This window comes from Roseivivax sp. CAU 1761, assembly GCF_054482755.1.
The window spans coordinates 29,752-51,942 of record NZ_JBTLRM010000008.1 but is presented as its reverse complement, the minus strand read 5'-3'; the positions used below and the strand labels follow the sequence as shown (position 1 = coordinate 51,942).

At 71.1% G+C, this 22,191-nt stretch carries 22 protein-coding genes; 11 read left to right on the top strand and 11 right to left on the bottom strand.

Annotation, left to right across the window (positions count from 1 at the left end; all coding sequences use genetic code 11):
* Window positions 1-3 precede the first annotated feature (3 nt).
* The 7 genes from ACXYMW_RS07260 to ACXYMW_RS07230 all read right to left on the bottom strand — a co-directional run bounded on the left by ACXYMW_RS07260 (window position 4) and on the right by ACXYMW_RS07230 (window position 9,468).
* Complete coding sequence (locus ACXYMW_RS07260; RefSeq protein ID WP_459034640.1) at window positions 4-561, bottom strand: TRAP transporter small permease subunit; 558 nt, start codon at window positions 559-561, stop codon at window positions 4-6.
* Between the two features lie 199 nt (window positions 562-760).
* The gene (locus tag ACXYMW_RS07255; protein ID WP_459034639.1) at window positions 761-2,413 is read right to left on the bottom strand and encodes an indolepyruvate oxidoreductase subunit beta family protein; all 1,653 of its coding nucleotides are present in this window, start codon (window positions 2,411-2,413) and stop codon (window positions 761-763) included.
* Window positions 2,410-4,554, bottom strand: coding sequence for a thiamine pyrophosphate-dependent enzyme (locus tag ACXYMW_RS07250; RefSeq protein ID WP_459034638.1), 2,145 nt, complete (start codon window positions 4,552-4,554; stop codon window positions 2,410-2,412). Before ACXYMW_RS07250 ends, ACXYMW_RS07255 begins: the two co-directional genes overlap by 4 nt.
* Before the next feature lie 118 nt (window positions 4,555-4,672).
* A complete protein-coding gene (locus ACXYMW_RS07245; protein ID WP_459034637.1) occupies window positions 4,673-5,161 on the bottom strand; it encodes a MarR family winged helix-turn-helix transcriptional regulator in 489 nt (162 codons plus the stop codon).
* Window positions 5,162-5,286: 125 nt separating this feature from the next.
* Window positions 5,287-7,653, bottom strand: a complete 2,367-nt coding sequence (locus tag ACXYMW_RS07240; protein WP_459034636.1) for a glycoside hydrolase family 31 protein — start codon at window positions 7,651-7,653, stop codon at window positions 5,287-5,289.
* Window positions 7,650-8,954 carry a TRAP transporter large permease gene (locus ACXYMW_RS07235; protein WP_459034635.1) on the bottom strand — a complete coding sequence of 435 codons (1,305 nt, stop codon included), beginning with the start codon at window positions 8,952-8,954 and terminating at the stop codon, window positions 7,650-7,652. Before ACXYMW_RS07235 ends, ACXYMW_RS07240 begins: the two co-directional genes overlap by 4 nt.
* Before the next feature lie 10 nt (window positions 8,955-8,964).
* Window positions 8,965-9,468 (bottom strand): TRAP transporter small permease, encoded by a 504-nt coding sequence (locus ACXYMW_RS07230; protein WP_459034634.1) that lies wholly within the window; start codon window positions 9,466-9,468, stop codon window positions 8,965-8,967.
* Between the two features lie 208 nt (window positions 9,469-9,676).
* Between ACXYMW_RS07230 and ACXYMW_RS07225 the strand changes: the two genes are divergently transcribed.
* The 6 genes from ACXYMW_RS07225 (at window position 9,677) to ACXYMW_RS07200 (ending at window position 15,909) form a co-directional block, all read left to right on the top strand.
* A complete protein-coding gene (locus ACXYMW_RS07225) occupies window positions 9,677-10,660 on the top strand; it encodes a TRAP transporter substrate-binding protein (protein ID WP_459034633.1) in 984 nt (327 codons plus the stop codon).
* 9 nt (window positions 10,661-10,669) lie between these two features.
* On the top strand, window positions 10,670-12,460 hold the full coding sequence (locus ACXYMW_RS07220; protein ID WP_459034632.1) for a glycoside hydrolase family 2 protein: 1,791 nt from the start codon (window positions 10,670-10,672) through the stop codon (window positions 12,458-12,460).
* Window positions 12,457-13,191: an FCD domain-containing protein gene (locus ACXYMW_RS07215; RefSeq protein ID WP_459034631.1), complete on the top strand. Its 735-nt coding sequence runs from the start codon at window positions 12,457-12,459 to the stop codon at window positions 13,189-13,191. The genes ACXYMW_RS07220 and ACXYMW_RS07215 overlap by 4 nt, the downstream gene beginning before the upstream one ends.
* Before the next feature lie 28 nt (window positions 13,192-13,219).
* The gene (uxuA, locus tag ACXYMW_RS07210; protein ID WP_459034630.1) at window positions 13,220-14,380 is read left to right on the top strand and encodes a mannonate dehydratase; all 1,161 of its coding nucleotides are present in this window, start codon (window positions 13,220-13,222) and stop codon (window positions 14,378-14,380) included.
* 339 nt (window positions 14,381-14,719) lie between these two features.
* A complete protein-coding gene (locus tag ACXYMW_RS07205) occupies window positions 14,720-15,133 on the top strand; it encodes a hypothetical protein (RefSeq protein WP_459034629.1) in 414 nt (137 codons plus the stop codon).
* Window positions 15,134-15,189: 56 nt separating this feature from the next.
* Complete coding sequence (locus ACXYMW_RS07200) at window positions 15,190-15,909, top strand: nitroreductase (protein WP_459034628.1); 720 nt, start codon at window positions 15,190-15,192, stop codon at window positions 15,907-15,909.
* On the opposite strand, the gene ACXYMW_RS07195 is transcribed toward ACXYMW_RS07200, so the two are convergent.
* The 4 genes from ACXYMW_RS07195 to ACXYMW_RS07180 all read right to left on the bottom strand — a co-directional run bounded on the left by ACXYMW_RS07195 (window position 15,885) and on the right by ACXYMW_RS07180 (window position 19,893).
* The gene (locus ACXYMW_RS07195; protein WP_459034627.1) at window positions 15,885-17,015 is read right to left on the bottom strand and encodes a thiolase family protein; all 1,131 of its coding nucleotides are present in this window, start codon (window positions 17,013-17,015) and stop codon (window positions 15,885-15,887) included. The two genes, ACXYMW_RS07200 and ACXYMW_RS07195, sit on opposite strands and share 25 nt — an antisense overlap.
* Entirely contained in the window at window positions 17,012-18,205 is a 1,194-nt protein-coding gene (locus tag ACXYMW_RS07190; RefSeq protein ID WP_459034626.1) for an AMP-binding protein, read from the bottom strand. Before ACXYMW_RS07190 ends, ACXYMW_RS07195 begins: the two co-directional genes overlap by 4 nt.
* A gap of 69 nt (window positions 18,206-18,274) precedes the next feature.
* Window positions 18,275-18,469, bottom strand: a complete 195-nt coding sequence (locus ACXYMW_RS07185) for a heavy-metal-associated domain-containing protein (protein ID WP_459034625.1) — start codon at window positions 18,467-18,469, stop codon at window positions 18,275-18,277.
* A 53-nt stretch (window positions 18,470-18,522) separates the two neighbouring features.
* Window positions 18,523-19,893, bottom strand: a complete 1,371-nt coding sequence (locus ACXYMW_RS07180) for a FliI/YscN family ATPase (protein ID WP_459034624.1) — start codon at window positions 19,891-19,893, stop codon at window positions 18,523-18,525.
* 66 nt (window positions 19,894-19,959) lie between these two features.
* Here ACXYMW_RS07180 and ACXYMW_RS07175 point away from each other — a divergent pair, with 66 nt between their 5' ends.
* Genes ACXYMW_RS07175 through ACXYMW_RS07155 form a run of 5 tightly spaced genes read left to right on the top strand, consistent with a single transcriptional unit; the run spans window position 19,960 to window position 22,190 of the window.
* Window positions 19,960-20,373 carry a flagellar basal body rod protein FlgB gene (locus ACXYMW_RS07175; protein ID WP_459034623.1) on the top strand — a complete coding sequence of 138 codons (414 nt, stop codon included), beginning with the start codon at window positions 19,960-19,962 and terminating at the stop codon, window positions 20,371-20,373.
* 11 nt (window positions 20,374-20,384) lie between these two features.
* On the top strand, window positions 20,385-20,795 hold the full coding sequence (gene flgC, locus ACXYMW_RS07170; protein WP_459034622.1) for a flagellar basal body rod protein FlgC: 411 nt from the start codon (window positions 20,385-20,387) through the stop codon (window positions 20,793-20,795).
* Between the two features lie 27 nt (window positions 20,796-20,822).
* Window positions 20,823-21,146, top strand: a complete 324-nt coding sequence (locus ACXYMW_RS07165) for a flagellar hook-basal body complex protein FliE (RefSeq protein ID WP_459034621.1) — start codon at window positions 20,823-20,825, stop codon at window positions 21,144-21,146.
* 4 nt (window positions 21,147-21,150) lie between these two features.
* Window positions 21,151-21,420 (top strand): flagellar biosynthesis protein FliQ, encoded by a 270-nt coding sequence (fliQ, locus tag ACXYMW_RS07160; RefSeq protein WP_459034620.1) that lies wholly within the window; start codon window positions 21,151-21,153, stop codon window positions 21,418-21,420.
* Window positions 21,417-22,190 carry a transglycosylase SLT domain-containing protein gene (locus ACXYMW_RS07155; RefSeq protein WP_459034619.1) on the top strand — a complete coding sequence of 258 codons (774 nt, stop codon included), beginning with the start codon at window positions 21,417-21,419 and terminating at the stop codon, window positions 22,188-22,190. Before fliQ ends, ACXYMW_RS07155 begins: the two co-directional genes overlap by 4 nt.
* Window position 22,191: the final 1 nt, after the last annotated feature.

Genomic DNA, 22,191 nt, shown 5'->3' with positions numbered 1-22,191 from the left:
GGCTCAGCCCCTCCGCTCGGCGGCATGGTCGGCGGCGTCTTCGGCCGCGGGCAGCGGCAGCGCGCCGGTGAGCATCGCCGCCTTCTTGACGATCTCCGAGACGCCCTGCGCCATCAGCAGCGCGAAGCCCACCAGCACGAAGAGCTTGGCCGGCCAGCGGATCAGCCCGCCGGCATTGCTCGAGGCCTCGCCGGACACGTAGGAGGTGACGAAGAACGGCCAGGACAGCCAGACCATCAGCACCGCGAAGGGCATCAGGAAGAGGATGTGGCAGACGAGGTCGATCCAGACCCGGGACCGCATCGACAGACGCGACGACAGCACGTCGACCCGGACATGTTCGTCCTCGCGCAAGGTCCAGGCGGCGCAGATCATGAAGACCGCGCCGAACAGGTACCATTGCAGTTCCAGCCAGGCGTTGGACGACAGGTTGAAGCTCTTTCGGATCACCGCGTTGCCGGCCGAGACCAGCACCGCGGCGAGCAGCAGCCAGGCCACCGCCCGGCCCACCACGCCGTTGATTGTATCGATGACCCGCGCCAGCGGGAGAAGCGCCCTCATCACGACCTCCGCCTGAAACCCCCGACCCGGCGGCCCGCATTCGAGGCCCGCCGCGCCACTAGCTAGCGCGCCGGGCCGGGCTGCAAAACCGAAGCCGGCCATCGCGGTCGCGCGCGCGCCCTGTGGCACATGGCAGGTAAGGGCGCAAGCGTCCCGCGCTGCACCGCGGCACGGGGCTGCGCGCGGGGGGCGGCAGCGGTCAGGCGGCCTGCGGCTCGGTGAAGGAGCGGATGGTGCGCAGAGCGCCGTCGAGCGCCTCGCCGCGGGGATCGGCGAGCGCCGCGGTGATCAGCCGGGCGGTCCATTCGGCGGCGTCGGCGCGGCCCTCGACCAGCGCCGCCCCCGCCATGACGCGGTCGAACTTGGCGAGGCCGCGGGCATGGGTGTCGCTGTAGCCCTTGACGAGGCGCCTTATGCGCAGCGTCTCCACCGCCAGCGCGTAATCGTGCGGCAGCCGCGCCAGCGCGGCGGCCAGCCAGGCCTCGAGATGGGCCATCTCGCGCTCGTGGCGCAGCAGCCGGCGGCGCCAGCGCCGCAGCCCGGCCAGCGCGTAGAGCGGCAGGAAGCCCCGCAGCGTGTCGCTGCGCACGCGTCGGCCGCGGTTGACCAGCCGGTCGAGCGCCCGGACGAGGCCCGGTCGGGCCTCGATGCGGCGTCCGAGCCCGGCGGGCAGGATGCTCAGCACCTCGGCGGCGCCGGGGTGGAAATACTCCGTCACCTGCACCAGCGTGCCCTCGGTGGCGCGCATCTCGTCGGCGATGCGGGGGCTGCGGTCGCCCCGCGTCTTCAGGTCCGCGACTCTCAAGAGATCGTCGTAGGACATTGCATTTGCGAGATATTTCGCGGCTGTTGACGTGAAGCCCCAGGACCGGTCCGCGCCCCCGGCTTCGCAGTCCGCGGCACAGGCCCGCTCGACCCGGTCGAGATAGTCGGCCCCGTAGTCAACATCCTGAAAATCAACGACCTTTACAAGGCCCGCCCGTGCGTTTGACTGCGCCTCACCGGGCAGCTTGCGCAGCCGCGCCACGAGCGCCTCCCAGGCCGGGCGCTGCGCCTCCGGCAGGGCAATCCCGGCCGCGGTTTCCTCCGCCTCCAGCGGCGTGGCCGCCGGCGGCAGCGTGCCCCCCGGCGGCTTCTCCATGGCGCCCTCGGGCGTCGCCTCGGAGCCGCCCGGCGCCGCGCCGCGTCCCTCGGCGGCGCGCGCGCGGGCGAGGTCGAAGGCGGCGGGCGAGGCCGCGACGCCGCGACCCGAGGCGCGGATCGTCTCGCGGTAGCTCTCCACCGGGAAGGGCAGCGTGCCCGAGCCGGCCAGGGCCCCGAAGAGGCTGGCCGAGATCACCGAGCCGGCCTCCCGCGCGGTCTCCTCCATGTCGTAGGCGAGCACCCGGCGGGCCGACTCCCGCGCGGCGCGCAGCACCGCCTCGCCATCCGCGAGCCCGGTTCCGGGCACGATCTTCTCGCTCACCGCGAGCGCGCGGTGGGTCGAGGCGATGAGGGTGGTGCGATCAGGCGTGACGAAGCCGCGCATGATGGCGCGCCCCGCCTCCATCAGCTCGGCCGCAATCAGGATGTCGACATCGCCCTCCGCCGGCGCCAGCGCGAAGACCGGCGTCTGCCCGGTCTCCGGCATCATCTCGACATAGTAGATGGTGGCGCCGGTGCGCTGCGCCACGCCGGCGACGCTGGTCGATTGCACCGCGTAGCCGTTGCGTTCGGCGAGATCGACGATCCAGTTGGTCAGCACGCCGCCGCCCTGCCCGCCCACGGCGAGGATCGCCAGCTTGACGATATCGTCGAGGCGCAGGTCGCGGGCGGCGGGCCGGAAGGCGGCGGCGTCGGTCATCTGGGTCATTGCGCGGCCTCCTTCAGCGGCCGCGAGGCGGCCCGGCGCTGTTGCAGCCAGCCGATCACCCGGCGCCGCCAGCCGGCGCGCCGGCGTTCCCAGCGGCCGGGATTGTGGACCAGGTCGGCCTGGTAGAAGGACGGGCAGAGCACCGCGGCATCGGCGACCTCGCCGCAATTGCCGCAGCCGACGCAGGTCTGGTCGATATGCGCCACCGGATCGTCGCGCAGCGGGTCGTCGGGCATCTTCAGGGTCAGCGAGGGGCAGCCCGACAGCCGCATGCAGGCGTGATCGCCGGTGCAGACCTCCTCGTCGACGCCGAATTTCGGCCGTTCGACCCGGCGCCCGTCCTTGATCGCCTTGGCCAAGAGCGGCTTCTCGCGGCGCTGGCGGTTCAGCATGCATTCCGACGAGGCGACGATGACCTTGGGCCCCTCGTGCCCGGTGGTCAGCGCCTCCTTCAGCGTGTCGCGCATCTTCTTGACGTCGTAGGTGCGGTCGATCTGGCGCACCCAGCCGACGCCGACGCCCTCGAGCGCGCGCTTGATCGGGTGCTTGGTGGCCTTGGTGCTGTTCTCGGCGCGGGACGACAGGATGTCCTGCCCGCCGGTGGCGGCGGAATAGTAATTGTCGACCACGATGGTCACGCCGTCGGACTTGTTGAACACCGCGTTGCCGATCGAGGAGGACAGCCCGTTGTGCCAGAAGCCGCCATCGCCGAGGATCGAGATCGGCCGCTTGTCGCCGCCGCCGTCGAAGGCGGCGTTCGACGCCGGCCCGAGCCCGTAGCCCATGGTGGTGCCGCCGATCTCGAAGGGCGGCATGATCGAGAACAGGTGGCAGCCGATATCGGCGGAGATCTGGTGCGGCCCCATCTCCTCCTCCACCAGCTTCATGGCGGCGAAGATCGGCCGCTCCGGGCAGCCGGTGCAGAAGCCGGGCGGCCGGCCCGGGACGACCTCGGAGAGATCCGGCACCGGGCCCGGGCGGTTCGGCGCGCGGCCGCGATCGGGCAGCAGGTCGCCGGCATGGCGGCGCAGGAAGGCCTCGACCCCCTCGAGCAGCACCTGCCCGGTATATTCGCCGGCCATCGGCAACACGTCCTTGCCGGCGAGCTTCACCGTGGCGCCCGCCTTGTGGAGGATGGCGCGCAGGCCCTGTTCCATGTGGTCGGGCTGGCCCTCCTCCACGACGAGGACCGCGTCCTTGCCTTCGCAGAAGGACAGAAACTCATCGTCCAAAATGGGATAGGTGACGTTCATGCAGTAGAGCGGCACGGCGCTCTCGCCGTGCACGTCGGCCAGGCCGAGGCGCTGCAGGGCGCGGATGACGCCGTTGTAATGCCCGCCCTGCAGGACGATCCCGACCGGCCCGGCCTCAGGGCCGAAGACTTCGTTCAGGCCGTTCTCGCGGATGTAGTCGAGCGCCGCCGGCCAGCGCTTGGCGATCTTCTCCTGCTCGTGGCGGAACGAGGCCGGGGGCAGCACGATGCGCCCGGTGTCGCGGCGCGGATTGGCCACCGCCTCGCGCACGGTGAGCGGCGGGGGGACGTTGTCGGCGGCCTCGAAGGCGCCGTGGACGTGGCAGCAGCGGATCCGCAGCTGCAGCATGACCGGGGTGTTTGAGGCCTCGGAAAGCTCGAAGCCGTGGCGCACGGCCTGGGTGATCGAGGGCAGGTTGGGCCGCGGGTCGAGGAGCCAGATCTGCGACTTCATGGCGAAGGCGTAGCTGCGCTCCTGCATGATCGAGGAGCCCTCGCCGTAATCCTCGCCGACGATCACCAGCGCGCCGCCGGTCACCCCGCCCGAGGCGAGGTTGGCGAGCGCGTCGGAGGCCACGTTGGTGCCGACCGCGCCCTTGAAGGTCACCGCGCCGCGGATCGGGTAATGCACCGAGGCCGCCAGCATCGCCGCCGCCGCGGCCTCCGAGGCGTTGGCCTCGAAGCGGATGCCGAGCTCGGCCATCAGATCCTCGGCATCGGCCAGCACGTCCATCAAATGGGAGATCGGCGCGCCCTGGTAGCCGCCGACATAGCCGACGCCGTTCTCGAGAAGCGCCTTGGTGATGGCGAGGATGCCCTCGCCGCGGAAGGTCTCCCCCGCGCCGATGCGCAGCTGCTCGACTTCCTTCTTGAACGAGCGTTCCGCCATGATGCCCTCCGGGTGTCTTCGGGGACAGTTATATCCATTTGCATATTGTTTGGCAAAGGCTGAGGCGGCCTCGGCGCGAATTTTTCCCGCCGGACGGTGGCGGGCCGCGATTTCGCCCTCAGATCTCGTGGCGGCGGATGTTGCGCAGCACCTTCTGCAGCGTCGTCACGAAGGCCGCGTGCTCGGCATCGTCGATGCCCGCGAACATCTCGTCATGGCGCGCCTGCATCAGCGGCCAGAGGCGCTCGAATTCGGCCCGGCCGCGGTCGGTTAGGGCGATCTCGCGCACCCTCGCATCGTCGGGGCGCGCGGTCCGGCTGACCAGCCCGGCCTTCTCCAGCGCATCGAGCGTGCGCGACATGGTCGATTGCTCGGTCACCGCGTAGACCGACAATTCGTTGATCGTGAGGCCCGGCACCACGGCCAGCACGGCCAGCGTGCGGGCCTTGGCGGTGGTCAGGTCATGCGCCCGCAGCGCCGTCTGCAGCTCGGCGTTGTAGCGCCCCATGATGCGGTTCATCAGGTAGGGCGCGAACTGCCACAGCCCCATCTCGCCCAGCGACCGCCCGGCCCGCTCGATCGCATCCTCGCCGCCCTGCTCACTCATCACCGCCCTCCTCGTCCGCCTCCGGGTCCGGGGGCGTCACATGCGAATGCAAGAATCCAAGAGGCGGCAGGGCGGGTCAACCGGGCGCCGCGGCGCGCCCGGCCCGGTGTGGCAGGATCGGCGCGTCAGAGCGCGAAGGACGCGCCCTCCGCCACCTCGGCGCCGCGCACCCTGAGGGGGCGGGTCTCGCCCGCGGGCAGCACGGCACGCGCCTCCGCACACCAGGGCGCGCCGGCGCCCTCCTGCCGCCAGTCGAGCGCCAGGCCGTCCGGCCCGCCCTCGAGCCGGAAGTCGAGCAGGCTGAACGGGCCCGAGGCGCTGACCCCGTCATCCTCGTAGAGGCGTCCCGCCGCACCGCCGGTTTCGGGCTCGGGGAAGAGCCAGAGTTCGCGGCCGCGATCTGCCTCGGGCGCGGCCCGCATGGCGCCGGTGGAGACCGGGATCACCGATCCGGCGCGTGCGAAGAGCGGCATCGACGACAGGTCGACCGGCACCGTCACCGTCGCGCCCGGGGCGTGCCAGGTGCCGGAGGCGAGCTGCCACCATCCGGTGCCGTTCTCGGGGAGGCGCACCCGCCGCTCGGTGGCGGCCGCCTCGATCACGTTGGCGACCAGAAGATCGCGGCCGAGCAGGAACTCGTCGCATTCCACCCAGGCCTGCGGGTCGTCCGGATGGTCGAGGAAGACCGGACGCAGCATCGGCTCGTCCGCCATCACCGCGTCCCAGAGCAGGGTGTAGATGTAGGGGATCAGCCGGTAGCGCAGCGCCAGCGCGTCGCGGATCTGCGGCAGGATCTCGGGATACATCCACGGCTCGTTCACCGTGGCGTCGTCGTTCCAGGAATGGATGGTGAAGCGGGGATGGAAGATGCCGTTCTGCACCCAGCGCAGGAACAGCTCGGGCCCAGGCCGCGGACCGGCGAAGCCGCCGACATCGTGGCCGATATTGTAGAAGCCCGACAGCGACATGCCGAGCCCGGTGCGGATATTGTAGCGCAGCGTCTTCCATTCGGTGCGGTTGTCGCCCGACCAGGTCTGGGCGTAGCGCTGCAGGCCCGGCGCGCCGGAGCGGGTGATCAGGTAGGGCCGGCGCTCGGGGGCATGGGCGCGCTGCGCCTCGAAGCTCGCGCGGGTCATCAGGATCGGCATGATCGGCCGGATCAGCCCGATCTCGACAGGGCTGCCGAAGCCGTGGCAGGGCGCCGCGGCGTCCCAGATCTCGTATTCGTTGTTGTCGTTCCAGGTCGAGCCGATGCCGTGCTCGAGCAGCTGCCGGGTCACGCCGTCCTGCCACCAGGCCACCGCCTCGGGATTGGTGAAGTCGAGATGCGACCCTTCGTCATCCCAGAAGACCGAGCGTTCGGGGCGCTCCCACGCCTGGCTGTCGCGCACGAAGAGCCCGGCCGCCGCGACCTCGTCGTAGCGCGGATGGTCCTGCAGCAGGCACGGCTTGATGTTGGCGATCAGGTGCACGCCGGCATCGTGGAACCTGGCCGCCATGGCGTCGATGTCGGGGACCTTTTCGGTGTTCCAGTTGAAGACGTAGCGCTTCGGCCCGATCGAGGTGTAGCCCGAGGACATCTGGAAGCTGTCGCAGGGCAGGTCGTGCTCCGCCAGCTTGGCAAGGAAGCCTTCGAGCTGCGCCTGCGCGTCGGGGGCGTCGGTGTAGCTCATGGTCGAGCCGGAATAGCCCAGCGTCCAGCGCGGCGGGAAGGCGGTGCCGCCGGTCAGCCGCACCTGCCCCTTCACCAGGTCGAGAAGCTCGGGCGCCCAGCGGACGTAATAGTCGAGATCGCCGTCCTCGGCCCGGTAGCCGCGATAGGGAAGGTGGTAATTGTCGAGCTCGTTGCCAAGGTCGAGCCAGCAGGAGGCGAAGTTGTCGTAGAAGATCGACCAGGCGCCGGCCTCTTCGGTCCGGGTCATGGTGAAGGGGACGTGCTTGTAGAGCGGGTCGGTGGTCTCGGCATCGTAGCCCATGGCGTCGAGGTTGCGCATCTCGAAGCGGCGGCCGGCGCGGTTCAGATCGCCGGTCTTCTCGCCGAGGCCGTGCACCGGCTCGCCGGCATAGCGGCGGAGGTAATGCTGGTGCTTGTGATCCTTGACGCCCAGCAGCGTGCCGCCGGTCGGCCGCTCCTCGACGAAGGTGTGCCAGGCGCCGTCAATCTGCGCCGCCCAGCTCAGATGCAGCGGGGTCGACACGGTGAGCCGCAGGGTCCCGGTCTGGATCACCAGCCGGTCGCCGTCCTGCGTCACTTGCGCCGCGGGGCAGGCAAAGCCCGCATCGCCGTCGCGGTCGCGGCCCTCCCAGGGTGTTTCGCCCTCGGGCGCCACCGCCCAGGACCGGCCGAGCCGCCAGGCGCCGTCCTTCAGAAGGGAGACGCGGATCAGCGCCTCGTCCAGAACCCGCAGGCGCAGCAGGTGACGGCCCTCCACCCGCAGGTCGGCGCCGTTCGGGTGGGTGGCCTCGAGGGCCCAGGTCTTGAGAACTTTCATCCGCCGTATCCCAGCAGCAGTCGTGGCAGGAAGAGGCTGATCTCGGGCACGTAGGTGACCACGAGCAGCAGCACGAAGAGCACCGCGTAGAGCGGCAGCAGCGGCCGGATGACCTTGGCGATCGAGGTGCCGCCGACCGAGCAGCCGACGAACAGCGCCGAGCCCACCGGCGGGGTGCAGATGCCGATGCAGAGGTTGAAGGTCATCATGATGCCGAAATGCACCGGATCCATGCCGAGCCCCTGCACCACCGGCAGGAAGATCGGCGTGAAGATCAGCAGCGCCGGCGTCATGTCCATGAAGGTGCCGACGATCAGCAGGGTGATGTTGATCGCGAGCAGGATCGCCAGCGGGTTGTCCGACAGGCCCAGCAGCAGGTCCGAGATGGTGTTGGGGATCATCCCGAAGGCCATCGCCCGGCTCATCGCGATCGAGGCGCCGATCATCAGCAGCACCACCGAGGTGGTGACCGCGGATTCGACGAGGATGCGCGGCAGGTCGCGCACACTGATCTCGCGGTACCAGACCAGCGCCAGCAGCAGCGCGTAGACCACGGCGGCGGCGGCGGCCTCGGTGGCGGTGAAGACGCCGCCGATGATGCCGCCCATGATCACCACGATCAGGCCGAGCGGCAGCACCGCGTCGCGCCCGGCGCGCCAGACCTCGCACCAGCTGGGCCGCGGCGGCACCGGATAGCCGCGCTTCTTGGCGATGATGCCGGCGACCACCATGAGGCCCAGGCCCATCAGCAGCCCCGGCAGGTAGCCGGCGACGAAGAGCGCCGCGATCGAGGTGCCGCCGGTGATCAGCGAGTAGACGATCAGCGTCGAGGAGGGCGGGATCAGCAGGCCGGTGGGCGAGGAGGCGATGTTGACCGCGGCCGAGAAGTCGCGGTCGTAGCCTTCGCGCGCCTGCAGCGGCGCCATCACCCCGCCCACGGCCGCGGCGGAGGCCACGGCGGAGCCCGAGATCGAGCCGAACAGCATGTTGGCGATGACGTTGCAATGCGCCAGCGCCCCGGGCAGCCGGCCGGCCAGCACCTTGGCGAACTCGATCAGCCTCAGCGCGATGCCGCCGCGGTTCATGATGTTGCCGGCGAGGATGAAGAACGGGATCGCCAGCAGGGTGAAGCTGTCGAGCCCCGAGGCCATCTGCTGGGCGACGATGAAGACCGATTGCTCGACCCCCATGAACAAAAGGAAGGTCAGCGTGGCCGCCGCGCCGATGGCGAAGGCGATGGGCACGCCCATGGCCATCAGCACCCCGAAGGAGCCGAACAGAACCCAGATCGCGTCGCTCATTTCCGTCCCCTCATTCCAGCGGCAGGTCGCTCTCCGCCTCGCCCACGGGCATCCGGCCCCGGGCGATGTCGGCGAAGAACAGCAGGCAGTAATAGATCATCACCAGCCCGGAGAACGGGATGGCGGCGTAGACCCAGGCCATGGAGATCCGCAGCGCCGGGGTGAGCTGGCCCGAGGCCAGCGTCTTCAGGGTCAGCGAGCCGCCGCCCCAGACCATCACCGCGCCGGCGAAGGCGACCACCACGGCCAGGATCGCCGCCTCCGAGGCCAGCTTGGCGCGCCCGGTCAGCGGCAGGGTCAGAAGGTCGATGGCGAGGTGGCGGCGCAGGCCGAGCGTGTAGGCGCCGCCGATCAGCGCCAGCCACATGAACAGGAAGCGGGCGATCTCGTCGGTCAGCACGCTCGGCGTGCCCAGCAGGTACCGGCTGACCACCTGCCAGCACACGCACACCACCAATGTCGCGAAGATCGCCACGACGATCCAGCGCAGGACCGCGTCGACGGCAGTTTTCATTTCTGGAACCTCCTCCCGGGGTCTCCGGCCGCGCGGCCGCGCAGCCTCCGACTCGGCCGAGCCGGAACGTGGCCGCCACCCTCGCAGTCGTCGCTCAATTGGTCAACCAATTTAAAAACGGGTTGACTACTTGCGGTCGCCTACCCCATCTTTACCGCGAATTGGTCGACCAGGAGGGGCGGCCAAGGACCACATCCGGGAGGATACCATGACTCGTGTGACGTCGGCCGTTCTGGCCACCACCGCGCTCGTCGCGGCCACCGCAGCCGCCGAGGCGGCGACCCTGCGGCTCAACCACAACAACCCGCCGGATCACCCGGTGCACCTGTCGATGCAGCTGATGGCCGACCGCGTCGCCGAGCTGACCGACGGCGAAGTGCAGATCCAGATCTTCCCCAACGCGCAGCTCGGCACGCAGCGCGAATCGATCGAGCTGGTGCAGAACTGCGCCCTCGAGATGGCGCGCTCCAACGCCTCCGAGCTCGAGGCCTTCGAGGAAAGCTACGCGGCGCTGAACCTGCCCTACATCTTTGACAGCGAAGAGCATTTCAACGCGGTGATCACCGGCGAGATCGGCGCCGACATCCTCGCCGCCTCGGCCGATAACGGCTTTCGCGGCGTCGCCTATTACACCGAGGGCGCGCGGTCGTTCTACGGCCAGAAGCCGATCCTGTCGCCGGCCGACCTGCAGGGCGTGAAGGTGCGCGTGCAGCCCTCGCCCTCGGCCATCCGCATGGTCGAGCTTCTGGGCGGCAATCCGACCCCGATCTCCTGGGGCGAGCTCTACAGCGCCCTGCAGCAGGGCGTCGTCGACGCCGCCGAGAACAACCCGACGGCGCTGACCACCGCGCGTCACGGCGAGGTCGCGTCGCACTTCTCGCTCGACGAGCACACCATCATCCCGTCGGTCGTGGTGATCTCCAACTGCGCCTGGGACGCCATGTCGCCGGAGCACCAGGAGGCCCTGATGACCGCCGCGGCGGAATCGACCGAGGCGCACCGCGAGGCGTGGACCAAGGCGTCGGACGCCGCCATCGAGGAGGCCAAGGCCGAGCTCGGCGTGGAAATCCACGAGGTCGACAAGGCGCCCTTCGTCGAGGCCGTGCAGCCGATGTACGACGAGGTGGCGCAGAGCTCCGACACCGTGGCCGCGCTGATCGAGCGCATCCGCGCCGCCGGTTCGGGTTCGTAAGGTCCGCCCATGCTGGAGAGATCCGATCTTGCGGAGAACGCGCTTCAGTGCCTGCATGACGAGGACTACGACCGTCCCTTCAACACGCAGGCGCTGAACGCCGAGACGCTGATCTTCACGGGCGGCCGCCAGGGGCGGTCGCTCGACGGAGATTGGCGCTTCGCCGTCGACCTGCTCGATACCGGGCTCAGGCAGAAATGGTTCGCCATGACGCCGGCCCGGCCGCAGGATCGGATCGAACCGTGGGACTACGACCCGCATGACGGCGAGACCGTGCCGGTGCCGTCCTGCTGGCAGATGCTGAAGGAAAAGTGGTACTTCTTCGAGGGGTCGGGCTGGTATTCCCGCGATCTCGATGTGCAGCCGCTGCCCGCGGGGCGGCGCCGCTTCCTGCGCATCGGCGCCGCGCAATACGATTGCAAGATCTTCGTCAACGGGGCCTTCCTCGGCAACCATTACGGCGGCTCGACGCCGTTCTGCGTGGAGCTGACCGAGGCGCTGGCGCCGGGCCGCAACACCCTGACGCTCTGCGTCAACAATGCGCGCACCCGCGATCGGGTGCCGATGCGCAACACCGACTGGTTCAATTACGGCGGCATCTATCGCGAGGTCACGCTCTACGAGACCCCGGCCAGCGTCATCCGCGACCTCTTCGTGCGGCTCGACGGCGGCGCCATCCGCGCCACGGTCGCGGTCGACGGCCCGGCCGAAAGCGCCCGGCTGGCGATCCCCGAATTGGGCATCGACGCGGAGATCGCGCTGCAGAACGGACAGGGCGAGGTGGCGCTCGACGTCCGGCCCGAGCTCTGGTCGCCCGACAGCCCCCGGCTCTACGACGTGACCTGTTCCGCCGGCGGCGATGGCGTGTCGGACCGCGTCGGCTTTCGCAGCATCGAACGCCGCGGCACCGAGATCGTGCTGAACGGCCGACCGCTCTTCCTGCGCGGCATCTCGGTGCACGAGGACGATGCCGAGACCGGCAAGGTCACCTCCGAGGCCGATATCCGCCGCCGCTTCGCCCATGCCAAGGAGCTGGGCGCCAACTTCCTGCGCCTCGCGCATTACCCGCATCACGAGCGCGCCGCCGAGATCGCCGACGAGATGGGATTCCTGCTCTGGGAGGAGATCCCGGTCTACTGGGCCATCGACTTCGCCAACCCGGCGACGCGGCGCGACGCCCGCAACCAGCTTTCCGAGCTGATCCGCCGCGATCGCAACCGCGCCAGCGTGATCATCTGGTCGATCGGCAACGAGAACCCCGACACCGATGCCCGCCTCGCCTTCATGCGCGACCTGGCCGAGACTGCGAAGGCGCTCGACCCGACCCGCCTGACCGCCGCGGCCTGCCTGATCAACCACCACAAGCTGAAGATCGAGGACCGGCTGGCGGCGCATATCGACGTCATCGGCATCAACGAATATTACGGCTGGTACGACGAGGTCTTCGAGGACCTGGCGGTGATCGGCCGCAACTCCGCCCCCGACCGGCCGGTGGTGATCTCCGAGACCGGCGCCGACGGCGACCACGAGAAGGGCCCGGAGACCGGCCTGTTTTCGCTGGCCTACCAGGCCGAGGTCTACGAGAAGCAGATCGCCACGCTGCGCACGCTCGATTACGTGAAGGGCATGTCGCCCTGGATCCTCTACGATTTCCGCGTCGAGCGCCGGCAGAACGTGTTTCAGCGCGGCTGGAACCGCAAGGGCCTGATCGCCGCCGACAAGGCGACGAAGAAGCCGGCCTTCGACATCCTGGCCGCGCATTACGCCGAGCGCCGCGCCGAGGAGGAGACCGCCCCATGACACCGCCGCGCCGCTATCAGGACGTCGCCCGCGCTATCCGCGGCGTGATCGCCGAGGCTGGGCTGGCCGCCGGCGACCGGCTGATGCCCGAACGCGTGCTCTCCGAACGGCTCGACGTGTCGCGCTCGCTGGTCCGCGAGGCGCTGATCCTGCTCGAGATCGAGGGCGCGGTCGAGGTGCGCCGCGGCGCCGGCATCTTCGTGGCCGAGAACCCGCGCCTGAGCAGCGCGCCGGCGCGCGACGATATCGGCCCCTTCGAGCTTCTGCAGGCGCGCCAGCTCATCGAGGCCGACGTCGCGGGCTTTGCCGCGCGCATGGTCACCAAGGGCGACATCCTGCGCATGCGCGAGGCGCTTGAGCGCGAGCGCGCCGACCTCGCTTCGGGCGATCCGGACTATTCCGGCGACCGCCAGTTCCACCGTCTGATCGCCGAGGCGACGCAGAACTCGGTGCTGGTCGACATCGTCGAGGAGCTCTGGCGCAAGCGCGAGCAGAGCCCGATGTGGGCCAAGCTGCACAACCGCATCTTCGAGACCGCCTACCGCCAGGCCTGGCTGCAGGATCACCAGGCCATCCTGTCGGCGCTGCAGGCGCGCAACCCCGAAGAGGCGCGCGCCGCCATGTGGCGCCATCTCGGCAATGTGCGCGAGACCCTGATGACGCTGTCGGATGTCGAGGACCCCGATTTCGACGGCTACCTCTTCGAGCCGGTCGCGGGCTCGGCCTCCTGACCGCACCTCCCACCATGAAAGGCAAGTCATGATCGAATCCTGGCGCTGGTTCGGCCCCGACGATCCCATTTCGCTGGCCGATATCCGGCAGGCCGGGGCCACCGGCATCGTCACCGCGCTGCACGGCGTGCCCGCGGGCCAGGCGTGGCGCGCCGAGGACGTGGTCGCCCGCCGCGACCTGATCCGCGCCGCCGGGCTCGACTGGGTGGTGGTCGAAAGCATTCCCGTGCACGAGGACATCAAGACCGGCGCGCCGGGCTGGGAAGCCCATGCCGATGCCTGGGCGGCCTCGCTCCGCGCCGTGGCCGCCGCCGGCATCCGCACCGTGTGCTACAACTTCATGCCGGTGCTCGACTGGACGCGCACCGATCTCGCCCATGTGCTGCCCGACGGGGCCACCTGCCTGCGCTACGACGCGGTCGATGCCGCTGTCTTCGACATCCACCTCCTGGCCCGGCCCGGCGCCGCCGCCGACCACCGCGCCGAGATCGCCGCGGCCGCCGCCGAACGCCATGCCGAAATGGACGACGCCGCGCGCGCGCATCTCGTCGACACGATCATCGCCGGCCTGCCCGGCGCCGAGGAAAGCTGGACGCTGGAGCGCTTCCGCGCCCGGCTCGGGGATTATGCGGGGATCGACGCGGCGCGCCTCAGGGGCAATCTCTTCGCCTTCCTCGACCGCGTGCTGCCGGTGGCCGAGGAACTGGGACTGGAGTTGGCCATCCACCCCGACGACCCGCCCTTCGGGCTGTTCGGGCTGCCGCGCATCGTCTCCACCGGCGCCGATCTCGACGCCATCCTCGGCCACAGCCCCTCCCCGGCCAACGGCGTCACCTTCTGCACCGGCTCGCTGGGCGTGCGCGCCGACAACGACCTGCCGGCCCTGCTCGACCGGTTCGGCGACCGGGTGCGGTTCCTGCACCTGCGCTCGACCCGGCGCGAGGCCGACGGCGTGAGCTTTCACGAGGCGGCGCACCTGGCGGGCGATGCCGGGCTGGTGCGGGTGGTGCGCACGGCGCTGGCGCTCGAGGCGCGGACCGGCCGGCAGGTGCCGATGCGCCCCGACCACGGCCACATGATCGGCTGGGATCTGCGCGCCGGAATGCGCGCCGGCTATCCCTATATCGGCCGTCTGCGCGGCCTGGCGGAATTGCGCGGTGTGGCGGCCGCCTTTGCGCTATCCGAGTGATTATGCCGCGCAAGCGGACGGGCCGCGAAACACCGCGCGGCTTTTATTAAAACGCCTGCCGATTGGGCAAAGCGCCTGCCCGATCGGCGTCATATTCAGCGCCATACTATCGCTAGACGCTATATGTGACCGGATCACCGCATATTGCGGTGCAGCACGGACATCCCCGGTTTACGACGCGGTCCGCTTCACATAATCTTTCCGGGCGATCGGCCGATCAGCATTTCATCAACGGTTCTCGGACAGGGTGAACCGTGGGAACGGGGCTTGGGACGCCCCGGGGTGGAACGGAGTGTTGGTTTAATGAAAGTTCTTCGGGACATTGCACAGTTGTGCCTTGTGGCCAGTTTGGCCTGGATCGCCCCCGAAACGCAGGCAGCCGGATCGCAGGTGGTGATCATCGGCAGCGACCGGGGCGGCTTGTTGGGACCTCGGGTGGAACAGATCGCGGCGTTGCGCGCCTCCGGCGGGCGGGTCGAGATCCGCGGCCCGGATTGTCTGTCCTCCTGCACCATGTATCTCGGCGCCGGCGACGTCTGCGTGGCGCCCGGCGTGCGCTTCGGGTTTCACGGCCCCTCGTGGTACGGAACACCCTTGCGCGAGGTCGAATTCGAGTACTGGAGCGAGGTCATGGCGGGCCATTACCCCGACCGGCTGCGCAGCTGGTTCATGGAAGAGGGGCGCTTCCTGATCGTCGGCTACCACGAGGTTCCGGCCACCGAGATCATCGCCATGGGCGTGCCGCAATGCTGAGCGCCGCCGGGTGATCGCGGATGGCGCGGCGGCGTGATCCGGGCTAGACCCGGGGCATGAGCCAGAGCCTGCGCCAGAGCGACCCCGCGGCGGATCCCGCGCCCGAGACCGGTATCGAGCGGCTGCTCGCCGCCCGGCGCTCGGTGCGCGGCTTCCGGCCCGACCCGGTGCCGCGGGAGGACGTGGCGCGGATCCTGCGCGCCGCGCGCAGCGCGCCGTCGGGCGCCAACCTGCAGCCGGGCCGGTTCCACGCGCTCAGCGGCGCCGCGCTCGACGATCTGCGCCGGGCGCTGGCCCACGCCATCGCCGAGAACCGGCCCCCGGTGTCGGAATACAGCTATTTCCCCGACCCGATGCCGCCCGAGCTGAAGGCGCGCCAGCGCGCCGCCGGCTTCGCGCTCTACGAGGCGCTGGGGATCGCGCGCCGCGACCTCGCCGGCCGGCGGGCGCAGTTCGAGGAAAATTACCGCTTCTTCGCCGCCCCCGTGGGCCTCGTGGTGACCATCCGCCGCGACATGGGCGCGGGCTGCTACATGGATCTGGGCATGGCGCTGATGGCGCTGATGCTGGCTGCCGAGGGCGCGGGCTACGCCACCTGCGGCATCGGCGCCCTGGCGCGCCATGCCGACGTGGTGCAGGCAGCGCTCGGGATCGATCCCGGGGAGCTGGTGGTCTGCGGCATGGCGCTGGGGCGCGCCGATCCCGACGCGCCGGCGAACGCCGTCCGCACCGAGCGCGCGCCGCTGGAGGATTACGCGACCTTCTGCGGCTTCTGATCGGTGCCCAGAACCAGCGCGCTGCCGATGCCGCCGGCGGCGGCGATGGCGGCGAGCCCCGCGCCGCCGCGGCGCCGCAGCTCGGAGACCAGCCGCACCGCGTTGATCGCGCCCGAGGCGCCGATCGGATGGCCGCGGGCCAGCGCGCCGCCGCCCAAATTAACCCGGGCCGGGTCGAGCCCGGCCTCGGCCACGCAGACCATGGCCTGCACCGCGTAGGCCTCCATGATCTCGGCCACCGCGAGCGATCCGGGCGCGAGGCCCGCGCGTTCCAGCGCCGCGGCAATGGCCGCGACCGGGGCCAGTCCTGGGCAATCCGGCGCGCCGCCCAGGGTCGCGCCCGCCAGCACCCGCAGCGCCGAGCCGTCGAGCCGCCGCGCCACCGGCTCCGAGACCAGCACGCAGAGCCCTGCCCCGTCCGCCGCCACCGCGGCATTGCCGGCGGCGATCGGCCCGGCGAGGCTGCGTGCCCGCGCCGCCAGGCGCGGCGTCAGGGCGCGGGTGAAGGCGTCGCGTTCGAGCCCCGCCAGCGGCACGATCTCGTCCCGCAGCCGGGTCTCGGCGGCGCGCGCCCGGGCGTGGCTTCCGACCGCCCAGGCATCCTGTGCGGCGCGGTCGATGCCGAAGCGCTGCGCCAGCGCGGCGGCGGCCGCATCCATCTCGGGATCGCGGTCGGGAAACGGCGTGAAGGCCGGCCGGTCATAGGCCACCGGCGCGCCGCCATCGGGGTCGGTGCGCAGCCGCAGCGGCCGGCGGGAATAGGATTCCACCCCGCCCGCCACCACCACCTCGGCCTCGCCCGCGGCGATCAGCGCCGCGCCGAGGCGCAGCGCGTCGAGCCCGCCGCAGCATTGCCGGTCGAGGCTCAGCCCCGCCACCCGCTCGGGCAGGCCCGCGGCCAGCGCCACCAGCCGCGCCGGGTTGCCGCCGGCGCCGAGCGCGTTGCCGAGGATCACCTCGTCCACCGCCGCGGCCGGCAGGCCGGCCTCGTCCAGCACGGCGCGCAGCACCGGGGCGGCAAGCTCGGCGGGCTCGAGCCGGGCCAGCGCGCCGCCCCGGGGCGCCACTGGGCTGCGCCGGGCGGCGACCACGAAGGCGGCGGTCACGTCAGCTCCGCGAGCCGCACCGCCAGCCGCCCGAGATCGGGCTTGCCGGCGGCGGTGAGCGGAAAGTCCGGCAGCGCCACGATCCGGCGCGGCGCCGCCAGCGCGTCGAACCGGGCGCGCGCCGCGGCCAGCAGCCGGGCATCGCCCTCGGGATCCGCCGCGCCCGCGCGCAGCGCCACGAGGACGGTGCCGCGCAGGGCGTCCGGGCGCGGCAGCACGGCGCAGGGCCCGACGCCCTCCTGCGCGGCCAGCCAGGCCTCGATGGTTTCGGGAAAGACGTTCTGCCCGGCGATCGTCACCATGCGGTTGCGGCGTCCTGAAAGGTGCAGGAAGCCCTCGGCATCGCGCCGTCCGATCTCGCCCACCGACAGCCAGCCGTCGCGCCAATCGGCGCCGCCCGCGGCGGGGACCGGATCGGCGTAGCCGTCGAACAGGTAGGGGCTGCGCACCCAGATCTCGCCCGGCTCGCCCGCGACCGCGTCGATGCGCAGCTCGACCCCGGGATAGGGCCGCCCGACCGAGCCCGCGGGCCGCGCCGCATCGCCCCAGGCGATGAAGCTGGCCTCGCTCGAGCCGTAGAATTCGCGCAAGGTGGCCGCCGGCGCCAAAGCCGCCATCCGCGCGGGCAGGTCCTCGGGCATGCGGCCGCCGCCGCTGAGCACGTGGCGCAGGGTCGGCACCGGGCGGCCGGCCTCGGCCAGCAGGCGCAGCTGGGTCGGCGTGGCGTAGAGGATGGTGGCGCCGGCTTCGGCCAGCGCCGCGGCCTGCCGGCGTGGCGACAGGCCGCCGAGATCGCGCAGATGCGCGCCGAGATGCGCCGCCTCCACCATGGCGTAGAGCGCCAGCGAATGCTCCGGCGTGCCGAGCACGGCGTAGACGTCCGCCGGTCCGCAGCCCAGCACCGCGCGCGATACCTCGAAGCTGGCGATCCAGGAGGCGTGGCTGCGGCGGACGATCTTGGCCGGCCCGGTGGTGCCGCCCGAGCGGGTATGGAGCCAGCCCGGCGCCTCGGGACGCGCCTTGATGCCGTCCGGCCCCGCGGCCAGACCGGCCCCGGCGCGCAGCGCCGCCGCGAGCCCGTGCGCGGCGGCCCCGGGCGGCGCGGTCAGCCGGGCCTGCGGGTGCCAGACGAACCGCTTGCCCGTCGCGGCCCGCGGCCGTGCCCCGGATGCTGCCGTGTTGCCGTCCATGACCCCTCCGCGCTCAGGCTCCCGCCCCGCGGTTTAGCCGCCGCGCGGGCGCGAGGGAAGCAGCGGCGCTCAGGCCACCGGCTCGGCGCGGTAGCCGGCCTTGGCGATGGTGTCGCGGGCGCATTCGGCGTCATCCTCGACGCGCACCAGCCGGGCATCGCGGTCGACCTCGACCCGGGCGCCGGGCAGCGCCGCGGCCAGCGCCTCGCGAATGGTGGCCTCGCAATGTCCGCAGGACATGTCGGGAACGTGGAACCGGGCCATCCTGTCCTCCTCTGATCGCATCAGCGGGAGGTGGGGATTGCCCCGCCGGAAGGTCAAGCCCCGGGGGCGGGAAGCTGCTGGCCGGGCTCCACCGGCCAACCGGCGGCGTCGAGGATCTCGGCCAGGCCCGCAAAGGCCTCCGCCGCCGGCGTCGCGTCGTGCCTTGTCTGGCTCAGGAAGGTCTCGGCCTTGCCGGCCACCGCGATGGCGCGGTCGACCTCCGGATCGGATCCCTTGCGGTAGGCGCCGAGGCGGATCAGCTCCTCCATGTCGGTGTAGCGCGAGATCGCCGCGCGGGCGGCCGCCAGCAGGGCGTATTCCGCGGCGCTGTGGCAATCGGGGAGCATGCGCGACAGCGAGCGCTCCAGATCGATCGCCGGGTAGCGGCCGCGTTCGGCGATCCGGCGGGTCAGCACCAGATGGCCGTCGAGCGTGCCGCGCACCGCGTCGGCGATCGGATCGTTCATGTCGTCGCCATCGACCAGAACGGTGTAGAGCGCGGTGATGTTGCCCTGCCCGCCGGCCCCCGGCCCGGCCCGCTCCAGCAGTTGCGGCAGTTCCGAGAACACGCTGGGCGGATAGCCGCGCGCTGCCGGCGGCTCGCCCAGGCTGAGGCCGATCTCACGCTGCGCCTGGGCGAAGCGGGTGACCGAGTCGAGCATCAAGAGCACCCGCATCCCGGCGTCGCGCAGCCCCTCGGCCACCGCCGTGGCGGTCCAGGCCGCCTGCCGGCGCATCAGCGGCGCCTCGTCGCCGGTGGCCACCACCAGGACCGAGCGGGCCAGCCCCTCGGGGCCGAGCGCCGAGCGGATGAAATCCTGCACCTCGCGGCCACGCTCGCCCACCAGCCCGACGACGATGGCGTCGACCCCGGCGCGGCGCGCCAGCATCGACATCAGCGTCGACTTGCCGACGCCGGATCCCGCGAAGATCCCCATACGCTGGCCGTCGCAGAGCGGCGCGAAGACGTCGAGCGCGCGGATGCCGGTTTCGATGCGCGCGCCCACGGCGCGGCGGTCGAAGGCCGGGGGCGGCGCGGCGCGCACCGCGCGGACCGGTCCCGCCACCGGCAGCGGCCCGCCACCACCGGCCGGCCGACCAAGCGCGTTGATCACCCGGCCGAGCCAGGCGCGGCCCGGCCGCAGGCCCTCGTCCGGGCCGCAGAGCTCCACCTCGGCGCCGGGCCCGACCCCGTCCCAGGTGCCGAAGGGCAGCAGATGCGCGCCGGCCGCGTCGATGCCCACGACCTCGCCGGTGACCGGGCCGAACTGCCCCGCCACCCGGCAGCGCGCGCCGATGCCGAGCGCCCGGTGCAGGCCCGAAACGGTCAGCTTGAGCCCGATCACCGCCGCGACCCGGCCGACGCAGCGCGTCCGCGGGATGCCGGCGATGGCGGCGTTCATGTCCGCAAACAGGGTGCTCAAGTACAGTTTTCCTTGGAAACCCGCATTTATTCATGATACTATATGAATAGAACCGGGGAAACCAGCATGAAGATGTCCTCCATATCCTTCTTCGACCTTGCGGCGAAGCGCATGGACTGGCTTGCCGCGCGGCAGGAGGTGATCTCCGAGAACATCGCCAATGCCGACACGCCGGGATTCCGCGCGCGCGAGGTCACGAGCTTCCAGCAGATGCTCGACGGCACACGCGCCTCGGAGGTCCGCGGCACCGGGCTTGCGGTGACCCAACTGGGCCATATCCAAGGCAGCCTGCCCGGCCGCTCGGCGGTGCCCACCACCGCCGAGGAGGCGCCCTGGGAGACCACGATGGACGGCAACACCGTGGTTCTGGAGCAGCAGATCATCAAGGCGACCGAATCCGAGGACGCCTACCGCCTGGCCGCCGATCTCTACCGCAAGGGACACGAATTGCTGACCCTTGCGGCGACCGGCGGACGCTGAGGAGAGAGCCCATGGATCCGCTGAAGTCGATCACCAGCATCGCCGCCTCGGGCATGGTGGCGCAGGGCACCCGGCTGCGGGTGGTGGCCGAGAACGTCGCCAATGCCGACACCCGCGCCACCGCGCCGGGCGGCGATCCCTACCGCCGCAAGACGGTGTCCTTCGCCGAGGTCCTGGACCGCGCCAGCGGCGCCTCCCGGGTCGAGGTCGACAAGGTCGGCCGCGCGCCCGGCCGCTTCGAGCAGGTGCTCGACCCGTCGCACCCGGCCGCCGACGAGAATGGCTTGGTCAAGGTGCCGAACGTCAACGCGATGATGGAAATCGCCGACATGCGCGAGGCCTCGCGCAGCTACGAGGCCAACATGACGATGTTCGAGACCGGGCGGCGCATGCGCACCCGGCTGCTCGACCTGCTCCGCTAGATTCCAGCAGAACACGGGTAAGTTTCGATGACAGAAAGTCTCGTTTCCTCCAACGCCGCGCTCGGGGCCTACCGGGCGTCGCAGGGCCTGACCTTCGACCGCGGCAGCGCCGCCGCGGCCCCGCAGGCCGACGGCGCCGATTTCGCCCAGCTTCTCGTCGATGCCGGCGCCTCGGCGGTCCGCGAGGCGCGCAGCGCCGAGCGGGTGATGCAGGAGGGCCTGGCTGGCGGGCATACCACCCAGGAGGTGGTGCAGGCCACGCTGAGCCTCGAATCCACCGTCAAGACGACCGTGGCGATCCGCGACAAGCTGGTCGAGGCCTACCAGGAAATCATGCGGATGCCGATGTGATCCGATGACGCCCGGTGAGGTCTACGACTATCTCACGGACGCTTTGTGGACCGTGCTGATCGCCACCGGGCCGATCCTGGCGCTGGCGCTGGCGGTGGGGCTTGCCATCGCCTTCTTCCAGGCGCTGACGCAGATCCAGGAGATGACCCTGACCTTCGTGCCGAAGATCGTGGTGATCCTGATCAGCATCGTCGCCACCACCCCGTTCATCTACTCGATGCTGGAGGGCCTCGCCGAACGCAGCTTCGACGCCATCGCGAGCGGCGGGCTGTGAGCCTCGGGCTGCTCCGTCTGGCGCTCGCGGCGCTGCTCTGCCTCGTTGCGGTGGCCGTGCGCGCCAATGGCTGGGCCAGCTTCTATGGCGGCGCCGCCCCGGCCGCCGGCAGCGCCCGCGCCCCGACGCTCTCGGCCGAGCACGGCATCTGCCTGCGCGAGATCCTCGAGGCGCAGGAACGCCACGACATCCCCGGCAACATCCTGCTCGGCATCGGGCTGCAGGAAGCCGGCCTGATGAAGGCCGGCGAACTCACCGTCTGGCCCTACGCGGTCAATTCCGAGGGCTCGGGCTACCATTTCGAAACCCGCCGCGCGGCGCTCGACTTCGTCGCCGCCGAGCAGCGCCGCGGCGTGGAATCGATGGATGTGGGCTGCATGCAGATCAACCTGCGCTGGCATCCCGGCGCCTTCGCGACCATCGAGGACGGCTTCACGCCGCGCCTCAACGTCGATTACGCCGCGCGCTTTCTCAAGCGGCTCCACAGCGAGACCGGCGACTGGCAGCGCGCCGCCAGCGCCTACCATTCGCGCACCCCGGACAAGCAGGCAATCTACCACAGCGCCCTGATGCGCAACATCCGCGTCGCCAACCAGCGCATCAACGGCTTCCGCGCGCTGGCCGACCTGCCGGCCGAGACCGCGCCGGCCGGGCGCGGGCCCGGCGGGCCGATCTGGTCCACCGCCGCAATCGCCGGCGCCGCCCGCCACACCCTCTATGGCGGGGGCGCGCTGCAGCCGGTCCTGCCGCAACTGAAGCGGGGAGATTGAC